5 protein-coding genes and 1 pseudogene are annotated in these 6,420 nt (G+C 63.9%); 1 reads left to right on the forward strand and 5 read right to left on the reverse strand.

Going from position 1 to position 6,420, the window contains the following annotated elements:
* Nucleotides 1-120: 120 nt before the first annotated feature.
* A complete protein-coding gene (locus BUC15_RS18260; protein WP_073191399.1) occupies nucleotides 121-864 on the reverse strand; it encodes a GntR family transcriptional regulator in 744 nt (247 codons plus the stop codon).
* A 409-nt stretch (nucleotides 865-1,273) separates the two neighbouring features.
* On the opposite strand from BUC15_RS18260, the pseudogene BUC15_RS18265 reads away from it, so the two are divergent.
* Nucleotides 1,274-2,725, forward strand: a pseudogene (locus tag BUC15_RS18265) (sugar porter family MFS transporter).
* A gap of 102 nt (nucleotides 2,726-2,827) precedes the next feature.
* On the opposite strand, the gene BUC15_RS18270 reads toward BUC15_RS18265, so the two are convergent.
* The 4 genes from BUC15_RS18270 to BUC15_RS18285 all read right to left on the reverse strand — a co-directional run bounded on the left by BUC15_RS18270 (nucleotide 2,828) and on the right by BUC15_RS18285 (nucleotide 6,419).
* A complete protein-coding gene (locus tag BUC15_RS18270) occupies nucleotides 2,828-3,058 on the reverse strand; it encodes a hypothetical protein (protein ID WP_073191402.1) in 231 nt (76 codons plus the stop codon).
* 447 nt (nucleotides 3,059-3,505) lie between these two features.
* Complete coding sequence (locus BUC15_RS18275) at nucleotides 3,506-4,339, reverse strand: formate/nitrite transporter family protein (protein ID WP_073191411.1); 834 nt, start codon at nucleotides 4,337-4,339, stop codon at nucleotides 3,506-3,508.
* Between the two features lie 271 nt (nucleotides 4,340-4,610).
* On the reverse strand, nucleotides 4,611-4,841 hold the full coding sequence (locus BUC15_RS18280; RefSeq protein ID WP_073191405.1) for a hypothetical protein: 231 nt from the start codon (nucleotides 4,839-4,841) through the stop codon (nucleotides 4,611-4,613).
* Nucleotides 4,842-5,369: 528 nt separating this feature from the next.
* The gene (locus BUC15_RS18285) at nucleotides 5,370-6,419 is read right to left on the reverse strand and encodes a transaldolase family protein (RefSeq protein ID WP_139280362.1); all 1,050 of its coding nucleotides are present in this window, start codon (nucleotides 6,417-6,419) and stop codon (nucleotides 5,370-5,372) included.
* Nucleotide 6,420: the final 1 nt, after the last annotated feature.

The raw sequence follows: 6,420 nt of genomic DNA on the forward strand, positions 1-6,420 counted from the left end.
AAACCATCGTGGACCTTGTCTGGCGACTGTGGTCGGGTGCCTGCACCGTGTGCGGGGTGACAACGCCCACGCCTGCTCGCAGAGCGCGCCGGGCGACCCACTCAGCGTAGAACGGGCCCGTCAGGACGTGAACAGCGAGAAGTGGAACGAGTACAGCGACGGGCGGTAGACATGTTCCCCGAGCTCGACCGCCCGACCGTCTGCCGTCCGCCCAACCCTGTGCATGGTCAGGAGCGGCGCCCCCGGCTGTTCTCCAAGGGTGGAGGCCTCTTCCGGCGTCGCACCCCGGGCGCCGATCTCCTGCGTGGCCGAGGCGATGTCGACCCCCCTCTTGTGAAAGGCCTGGTAGAGACCCGAATCGCCGAGCTCCTGCCACGTGGGGGCGATGTCGAGGGGGATCAGGTTGGTCAGCAATGCGATGGGATGGTCGTCGGCGTACCGAAGCCGCCTGATGTCCAGGACGCCGGTCCCTGTTGCGATCCCGAGGCGTTCAGCCTCCGTCTCCGAGGCCTCGCGCACCTCGTAGCTCAACACTTTGGTGGTCGGGGTGAAGCCAGCCTCCGCCAGATCCTCATTCAGGGACGAGAGCTTCATCGGACGGTGCACGTGCGGGGGAGTGACCCTGGTGCCGACCCCACGCCGACGGGTCAGGAGGCCCTTGTTCGCCAGTTCCTGGAGCGCGCGACGAGCCGTCGGACGTGCCACATCAAGGCGACGAGCCATGGACACCTCGTCCTCGATCATCGCCCCGGCAGGCAGTTCCCCGGACAGGATCGCGGCCTCTATGGGCTGGGCAATCTGCTCGTACAACGGGGTGTTCGAGGCACGGTCGATCATGATCTCAGGCGAGTATGTCTCGTCCATCTGGACCTCCTACTTTGTGCGCCGTGGACCCCCGTCAACGGTTGCCAAACCAGACTTCTGGAGGCAAGCATACAATACCCATCCATTTTCTTGTTTGCACAAAATTGATGGTTGTCCGGGGTGTGTCTGCCCTCGGGGCAGGTGTTGCGATGCCACCGCCGCGCCGCGCACACCGCCCGAAAAGCGAGCGGTGATCGACTAGGTTGCCCCATCGCCACGGCGAGCAACCGCGACCGCTAGATGTGAGGACATGACACATAAATGTATTGACATGTGTGGCTAGAGCGGTTAAAGTCTACGCATAGAGGCGCCACTGACGGCGCACCACATCTCTTGAGGCTCGACGCCGCGCCAATGCTTGCGCTGGATCTGCTGCTCTAGGTACATCGGGCCGGATAGGAAAAAGAACATGACTCACAGCTCTCAACCCTGGGCGCAGGACCACCAGGGGCTGCCCCCACTCGGGGACGGCAAGTACAACAGACGACTCGGTCTGGTCACCGTCGTGGCCACGTTTGGCGGTCTGCTCTTCGGCTACGACACCGGCGTTCTCAACGGCGCCCTCAGTTTCATGATGGTCGATCCGGCACTGACCGGGGGAGCGGCGGAGCTCACCGCCGCCCAGGTGGGTCTGATCACCTCAACGCTGCTGGCGGGGGCTGCCATCGGTGCCGCGGTGGGCGGGAAGCTGTCCGACCGGTACGGGCGCCGCAAGCTCATCATCGCGTTGGCCGTCGTGTTCTTCGTCGCGGCCACAGGTTGTGTGCTGGCGCCGAACTACGCCGCACTTCTGGTGTTCCGATTCCTCCTTGGCCTTGCGGTCGGTGGCGCATCAGTCACAGTTCCCGTGTATCTGGGAGAGGTGGCCCCGTTCGAGCGTCGTGGGTCGCTCGTGAGCCGCAACTAGTTGATGATCGTGATTGGTGCATCGTCGGCATTTGCCATCAACGCAATCATCGGAAACATCTTCCATGCTGATGCCCACACCTGGCGCTACATGATGACCGTGGCGGTGCTGCCGTCGATCGCCCTGTTCTTCGGCATGCTCCGGATGCCCGAGAGCCCCCGGTGGCTGGTGTTGAAGGGCCGCGAGTCGGAGGCGCTCGACGTCCTGCGGCAGGTGCGTAGCGAGGAGCGGGCCGTCGCCGAGATGTCGGAGGTCCGAGCCCTCGCGGAAGAGGCGAAGATGGAGCAGGAGGGGACCCTGCGCGAGGTGATGGCGACAAAGTGGATGCGGCGGCTCCTCTTCATCGGGATCGGCTTGTCGATCTCCCAGCAGTTGACGGGCATCAACTCGATGATGTACTACGGAGAACTGGTTCTGCAGGACGCCGGCTTCACCCACGAGGTCGCGCTGATCGTCAACGTCTTCAACGGGCTGGCCTCGGTGTCGGCTATCCTCATCGCGCTCAAGTGGATCATCGACCGGTTCAAGCGCCGGACGATTCTTCTGGTCGGGTTCATCGGAACCAGCACGGCGCACCTGCTCATGGGAATCCTTGGGACTCAGTTGGACCTGGGCAACCCGGCAAGGCCTTGGCTGCTTCTGGTTACCATCGTCACCTTCGTGTTCATCATGCAGGCCACACAGGGGCCGCTGGTGTGGCTGATGGTTTCCGAGATCTTCCCGCTGAAGTCACGTGGCGCCATGATCGGGGTTTCGGTGTTCATGCTGTGGACGACCAACATGCTCGTGTCGCTGTTCTTCCCGATCATGCAGTCCGCGCTCGGATTCGGGACGTTCTTCGTCTTCGCCGGGCTGGGCGTGCTGGCTCTCGGCTTCATCTACAAGTTCGTGCCTGAGACGAAGGGGCACACCCTTGAGGAGCTCGAGGAGCACTTCAAGGAGACGCTCAGCTGAGTTTGAGTTGGAATCAGAGAAGGGTTGGTGGGGATTGTTTCAATCCCTACCGACCCTTCTCAGCGTCTTGGTCCTGCCTGGCAGGCCAAGGCCGGGTGCTGGTCATCCGAGGAGGTTCGATGCGGCCCAGCTGACCACTACCCAAAGGGCGGCAGCAAGGACGCTGACGCCGATGGCGAAGGCTGCGATGTTGCCGATGGCGACCAGGCCGGCGCCGATCACGATGGCCACGAGGGTCACCAGCAGGATCTTGCGGGTTGAGCGGATGTCGTCGGCGGCGGAGGTGCGGCCGGTTTCGCTGAGCGCGAAGGTGTGGGTCATGAGCGTTGTCATGTGGTAGGTCTCTCTTCTGTGCGTGTGCGAACGCATTGAGTGACCGGGTGGCCGTGCGTTCGCACGACCATGTGTGCCTGGGTTTCCACCCAGGAACCTCGGTTGAGGTATGCACCTATTCTAAGTGGCGGGCGCGTGTCGGCCAAACGGCCTACCATTACGCGGGGACTTGACAGTGAGGTACTGCGACGGCCAGGCGTGTGCCGTCAGTGAACGCCGTCGGAACCGGGTGGCTGGACCGCCGAAAATCGGCCAGTGGTCGATTGTGCTCCGTCTGGTGACGAGTATCCGCCACTGCCTGCTCGCCTCGGCCTTTGTCAGCGCCGTGGCTGGACTGCCGAAAATCGGCCAGTGGTCGATTGTGCTCCGTCTGGTGACGAGTATCCGCCACTGCCCCCGGGAAAGACCACTGCCCTGGGGGCAGAACCCCGGGGCAGTGGCGGGCCGTTAGATGTTCGAACGCCGGTCGTTGAGGAAGGCGTAGTAGACGCCGATCAGCAACCCGCCGCCGACGAAGTTGCCGACGAGCGCTATGGCGATGTTGCCGACCGCTGGGAGCAGCTCAATGCCATGCGTGAGGCCGACCAGAGTGAACAACACGGTGTTGGCGACCGAGTGCTCAAGCCCCAAGAAGACGAAGAGGAAGACGGAGAGGACCATGGCCAGAGCCATCGTGAAGACGTCAGTGAGGTAACCGTTGTAGACCATCAGCATCGCCACATTAATCAGCAGGTTGCAGAGGATGGCCCGGACGAACAGGTCGCCAGCCCCTGAGAAGCTCTCGAGGTAGCCGAGTTTCGTTTCGACCGCGGCCACCATCTTGTGGCCTGTCTCGCCGCCGATCAGAGTGGAGAATCGCAGCGGGATCGCGAGCATCAGGCCACCCAAGAAGTTGCCGAGATAGCAGAGCCCCAGCAGCCCCAATGCCCTTCCTGCGGTCAACCGACGGTGGTAGACCGCGATCGAGCTGAGCATCATGTTCGACGTCAGGAGCTCGGACTTGGTGAAGTAGATGAATACGAGAGCCCATCCGAAGACGAATGCGCCGAGGAGTCGACCCACGACTCCGAGGTCGGTGCCACCGATGGGGATGGCGGCGAAGGAGGCGGAAAGTGCGAAGTAGGCGCAGTAGAAGATGCCGATCAGCACGCCCGCCATTGCTGCCCGCTGAAGGTAGCGCAACCGGATCTGCTTCGACATGTGCGCCTTGATGTCGGCTGCCTCCAGGGCGGCCTCGATGAAGACGCGGCCAGGATAGAGGTGGGACTGATGATCGTTCACCACTCTAGTTTGTCAGGACATTTGAGAAAATGGAAGAGCATTTGGGAACATCTCGCTGCGGATCTCGTCTAGTGGGTCGAGCAGGCGTCCCTGATGCGGGGCTCTCGTCCCGGGGGCTCTGGCTGTGTAGTCTCTCGGATCGACGTCGATGTTCGAAGGGGCACGCGCGCTGGGGCCTGGATGTTGAGAAGGGCCGGCGGGGATCTTGAAGATCCCTACCGACCCTGCTCAGTGTGGGGGTCCTGCCTGGTCACCCCAGGCGGGGCGCTGATCATCCGAGGAACTTTGAAGCTGCCCAGCTGGCGCCCGCCCAGAAGACGGTCACGAGAAGGCCTGCGGCGACGGCGAAGGCGAAGGGGTTGCCGGTGGCGCCCAGGCCGATGGCGACCGCGACGATCGCGAGTGTGGCGAGCACGATCGTGAGGGTGAAGCGGTTGTTGTCGTCGGCCGCGGTGCGGGCGGATTCGCTGAGCGCGATGTTGGGGGTCATGAGCTGTGTCATGTCGTCGGTCCTTATCTGTTGCGTGTGCGAACGCGCAAAGCGACCGGTTGGCCGTGCGTTCGCACGGCCATGTGCCCGGGCTGGTGCCCGGCAACCTCGTATGAGGTATGTGTTAACAATAGACGGTGGGGCGTGTGTGGCGCAAATGGGCCGCGTGTGCTGTGGGCGAACACCGTCGGATCGGGGGGGGGCGGTGGGCGATTCTCGTGTCGGGCCGGATGAGAATCGGCCAGTGGTCGATTCTCCAGGGAGAGGCGTTGGGTTGGTGTCGTGGATGAACGCCGCATGGGCCGGGCGGTGGGCGATTCTCGTGTCGGGACGGATGAGAATCGGCCAGTGGTCGATTTTCCGGGGAGCGGGAGGGCCGGGGGAGGAGGGGAGTGAGGGTCGGGGAGGAGGGAAGTGAGGGTGAAGGGAGAGAGACGGCGTGGGTGGTCGGATCGCGGGTGCTGCCTGGTCACGCCGACCGGGACGCAAGGAGGCCCCCGACCAGACGGTCGGGGGCCTCCTGGATCCGGGTCGGGGGGACTACGGCGCGGGGATCAGGATGTCGCGAACCAGGGCGTCGAGATCGGCGTCTGCCTCCAGGAACTGGCGCAAGGTCTTGCGGGTCGGGCCGAAGTCCTCGAACTCCTCGATGGTCATGCCGTCGACCTCGTAGAGCTTACGGAAGTCGGGGATCCGGTTGAGCTCTTCCAGGTAGTGCTCGTGGACAGGCTCGTTGATCTTCTCCACCACGTCGTAGCCGGACGCGTTGATGATCTCCTGCCACTTGAACGGGGGCGACACGACCAGGTCGCCGCCGATGAGTTCCGACCACTGCAGGACGTTGCGGAAGGCGGCCGAAAGCACGCGGGAACGGAGACCACGGGCCTGGAAGACCTCGTAGGCGCGCTTGATCGCCGCGACGCCTGCCCATTCCAGTGCCGACGGGTCGACGAACAGCTTGTCGCGAGCCACCACGTGCTTGAGCCAGTCGTCGATCCGACCGACCATGAGGGTGACGACCGGGCCCATCCGGGAGACGTCGTGGCCCTCGGCCTCACGGCGGACGAGGCCGCGCTCGATCGCCTCGCCGGCCTGGACGGCCTGCGGGACGGAGAACGACACCGTCACGTTAATGCTCACGCCGCGGTAGGTGGCGTCCTCGATGGCTTCGATGCCGACCTTGGTGGCCGGGATCTTGACGACGATGTTGTCGGCGAGGCCATGGAACTCGACGGCCTGGTCGGCCAGCGCCTTCGCGTCGCGGTGGAAGCGGGGATCGGTCTGCACGGAGAGACGGCCGTTTCGTCCGTTGTGCTCATCGAAGATCGGCTTCAGCAGCGCCGCGGCCTCGACCGACATGTCACGCACGGCCTGCCAGCCGATCTGGGACTCGCCCCAGGTCGGGTTCGCGGCGGCGATGGCCTCGATGCGGGGGCGCCACACGTCGAGGTGCTTCTTGATCGTCGAGTAGGCGATCACAGGGTTGCAGGTTGCACCGACCCCGCCGAAGGCGATCGACTGCTTCAGCTCTGAAAGATCGGACGAATCGTTCCAGAGTGCGGTCGGCGTGGTGCGCGCCGCCTCGAGCAGG

Origin of the sequence: Tessaracoccus bendigoensis DSM 12906 (assembly GCF_900141915.1) — a bacterium.
GTDB classification, from domain to species: Bacteria; Actinomycetota; Actinomycetes; order Propionibacteriales; family Propionibacteriaceae; genus Arachnia; species Arachnia bendigoensis.

Excerpts from the sequence above, each read along its gene's own strand:
- BUC15_RS18260 (WP_073191399.1), bottom strand. The coding sequence starts at position 864 with ATGGACGAGACATACTCGCCTGAGATCATGATCGACCGTGCCTCGAAC.
- BUC15_RS18270 (WP_073191402.1), bottom strand. The coding sequence starts at position 3,058 with ATGACAACGCTCATGACCCACACCTTCGCGCTCAGCGAAACCGGCCGC.
- BUC15_RS18280 (WP_073191405.1), bottom strand. The coding sequence starts at position 4,841 with ATGACACAGCTCATGACCCCCAACATCGCGCTCAGCGAATCCGCCCGC.